This window comes from Mesorhizobium sp. M7A.F.Ca.ET.027.02.1.1, from assembly GCF_004022985.1.
Taxonomy (GTDB): Bacteria; Pseudomonadota; Alphaproteobacteria; order Rhizobiales; family Rhizobiaceae; genus Mesorhizobium.
The window spans coordinates 1-3362 of sequence record NZ_RZOL01000536.1 but is presented as its reverse complement, the minus strand read 5'-3'; the positions used below and the strand labels follow the sequence as shown (position 1 = coordinate 3362).

General features: G+C 63.4%; 3 protein-coding genes. All 3 read right to left on the bottom strand.

The features are described from left to right. Window positions 1-104: 104 nt before the first annotated feature. Window positions 105-944 (bottom strand): hypothetical protein, encoded by an 840-nt coding sequence (locus tag EN749_RS37945; protein ID WP_189367878.1) that lies wholly within the window; start codon window positions 942-944, stop codon window positions 105-107. A 186-nt stretch (window positions 945-1130) separates the two neighbouring features. After that, complete coding sequence (locus tag EN749_RS32885) at window positions 1131-2297, bottom strand: glycosyltransferase family 4 protein (protein WP_245491550.1); 1167 nt, start codon at window positions 2295-2297, stop codon at window positions 1131-1133. 230 nt (window positions 2298-2527) lie between these two features. Then, window positions 2528-3362: FAD-dependent oxidoreductase (locus tag EN749_RS32880; protein WP_189367875.1), on the bottom strand; the 835-nt coding region annotated here is incomplete at its 5' end.

The window sequence follows — 3362 nt, the reverse complement described above, 5'->3', positions numbered from 1 at the left end:
GCTCCGGCGGTGCAAGGACGTTGCAACGCTATTGGCATCCGCGCTAGGAGTTGCCGATGGGCAGGTTTCGAAGGGCTGTCAAAAGAGCCGTCTATTCCAGGGCGCTAAGGTTTCTTGGCGTTCCGCCCGTGCTGTGGTCGCAGGGCATCGGGCATTTCTGCGATTTCGCCGGGCCGCGCTGGTATCGCAACGCGCCAACTGCATCGACGCAGGGCGAGGCATTTTTCCGCCAACATTACAGCGGCGCGCATGGCATCGTCTGGCTGCGCCTGAGCACCTTGTCCAGGGATGCGCAAACCTGCGACCTCGATACGTTCGTCAGGATCGTGCTGCCGACGATTACGGCACCGTTCACGCTGCTGACGACCGATGGAGATGCTTCGGTGCCGTCGGATCTGGCGAAGGACACCGTCGACCAGCTTCTCGCCAACCCTTTCCTGGTCTCCTGGTACAGCCAGAATTGTGATGGCACTCACCCCAGGGTGAAGCCTTTCCCGATCGGGCTCGATCTTCACACGCCTCGGTCCCTTGCCACGCCGGCAGGGCTTGTGAAGCAACTGGAAATCATACGCGCCCGGCAGGATCATGTGGACCGCCGCCCGCCCAGGCTGTTCTCTGATTTCAGCATCAGCAATGGCTCGAGGCAGCGCCGGGAACTGCTTGATGCCCTCGGCGGATGTCCGCACGTCGATTTCCTGACGAAACGCGTCTCGCAGCGCTCGATCTGGCGACTGTACTCGCAATACCCGCTCGTGCTGTCCACCGAAGGCAACGGCCTGGACTGCCATAGGACATGGGAGCTGTTTTATCTCGGCTGCATCGTCGTCACCAGGACCTCGCCGCTCGACCCGCTCTACCAGGGCCTGCCTGTCATTATCGTCGACGACTGGCATGAGGTGAGGGACCCCGATGCGCCGAGACGCTGGATAGAGCAGGTCGCGCATCTGACCGACCGGGACCATGTTTGGCGACGCTTGCATCCGCAAACCTATCTCGGCCCATTCGGCAAGAGCTTCTGCACGCATCCTGATTGGGCAGGCCACGAAATTCCGGTTGGACGCGGTGCGAAGCGGAGCTCCTGCAAGCGATGTGGAACGATGTCGCTCCTCCATATCTGGTGGAGTGAGGGATCATGTGCCAGCCTCGTCCAGCCCCAGTCCGCCGCGGACAGCATCGCGGATAGCTTCCGGGCCGAACCTTGCCCAAACCGCTTGATGCGCGCGGATGCGCTGCCGTGCCCTGCGGTCGGCATCCAGGCAGAGTCCGACAGCCGTCTCGGCAAGTCCTTCATCGGTATCCGACAGCAGCAGTTCCTCCCCGTCGACCAGGTCCAGGCCCTCGGCCGCCAGAGGCGTGGCGATCACCGGCACGCCCCACGCCATCGCCTCCAGAATCTTGATGCGGGTGCCGCCGCCTGCCGCAAGCGGGATGATGGTGAGATGCGCTCTCGACAGAAGCGGCGCCATGTCTCCGGGGTCTTCGACGAGCTCCACGCCAGGCAATCCTGCCAGCGCTTGCACGGCCGTTGTCGGGTTGCGCCCGGCGAGAATCAGTGTCGCGGTCGGCAAGGCCAGTCGGATGCGCGGAAGTATGGAGCCGGCTAACCTCTGGACGGCATCGACGTTTGGCGGATAGCCGAGATGGCCGACGAACAGGATCACCGGAAAGCTTTCGTCGGATACGGGCTCGGCGGGCAGCGTTTCGGGGCTGTGCCCGGCGTGCGGAATTCCGTTTGGAACGACATCGATCGGCAACTTGTGCCGGGAAAGCGCCATCAACCGCTCTCGATCCTGGCTCGAGCAGACCCAGACCCTGTCGACAAGGGCAAGCGCCTTTCTCTCGAGACGCCTGATGCCAAGGCCCTCGCTGATCGTCGCCACCGCAGCCCGCTTCGCATCGACGTGCCGCAACTGTCCCGCCAGGTCGGACTCGACATTGTGCATGTCGAGGATGAGCTGTTTCGTCAGTGCCCGCAAAGGCCGCAGCAGCTTGAACAGGCCGATACCCTCGATCACCACCGTGTCCGGGCGGAAGTCCCGAACCAGTGTCTCCAGCCGCGTCAAGGCGACCCGCGAGATGCGACGCTCCGCCCTTATACGCCACCACCCGATCGAGGCGGAGCGGGCCTCTCCCTTGATCGACAAGGCTTCGGTGCGGATCGACGGATCGGTTGTTTCCGTCGCCTGCGGCAGCACAGACACCAGGCAGACCGGGCCGAATTGCGCAGCAGACTCAGCATTGCGGTAGTTCCGCAGATCCGCGCCGGAGATCGGCGGAAAGGCTGGATCGTGGGACACAACCAGCACACGTCGCCCGGCTTTCGCCGCGGAGACAGCGTCGAGCGGTTGTGCGCCCGCGGGTTTCAAAGCGGGCACTCTGGGCTTTGCGCCGTAGGCTTCATTCCAGACGGCATGCGCGACGGCCCCAAACCATAACAATCGGCTTCGACTTGTTCAGCCGAACGAGGCTTTCGTCAAGCGCCGCATCGTCGCTGATTGTCAGATGCACCAGTTGCGGCAGGCTGCTGTCACCATCGCCTTGACAACGCCAACCAGCGGCCCGCCAGACGCTTCCACGATGAGGTGAGCCTTGTCCGCCGATAGGCGTCGCCGGCCATCTTGATGCCTTGCGCCTGCGTCGGGAATGGATGGATGACGTCGGCCAGCGCACGCAATCCCATGCCCGATTTGATCGCCAGCGACACCGCATTGATCATCTCGCCGGCATGGCTGGCAACGACCGTGGCGCCCAGGATGCGGTCGGACCCCTCCCTGACGTGGATTTTGACAAAACCCTCCTCCTCGCCGTCCATCACCGCACGGCCGACATCGTGCATCAGCACTGTATAGGTCTTGACCGGGATGCCGTTCTGGCGCGCCTCCGCCGGATAGAGGCCGACATGGGCGATCTCCGGATCGGTATAGGTGCACCACGGAATGACCAGTTCGCTCAGCTTCCTGCGTCCGAGAAACAGGGCATTGCGTACGACCATGCGGGCTGTCGCCTCGGCGGTGTGGGTGAATTTGTAGGCGAGGCAGACATCGCCCGCCGCATAGATGCGCGGATTTGTGGTGAGGAGACAGTCGTCCACCTTGATACCGTCGGCATCGTATGCCACCCCGGCGTTTTCCAGGTCGAGGCCGTCGACATTGGGCGATCGGCCGATGCCAGTGATGATCTCATCGACGGAAATCGTCGTCGTGATGTCGTCGCACACCAGGTCGGCGAGCTTCTTGCCGCCTTCCGTCCGCACCGCCACCACCTCGGTGTTGAGGCGAACCTCGACACCCTCGCGCGCCAGCGCGTCCGAAAGGATCTGGGCGGCATCGCGTTCCTCACCGGGCAGGAACATCGGTTCGCGC

Bases quoted from the DNA above. Each gene is read 5' to 3' on its own strand.
- EN749_RS37945 (WP_189367878.1), bottom strand. From the start codon at position 944: ATGCGCGACCTGCTCTATCCAGCGTCTCGGCGCATCGGGGTCCCTCAC.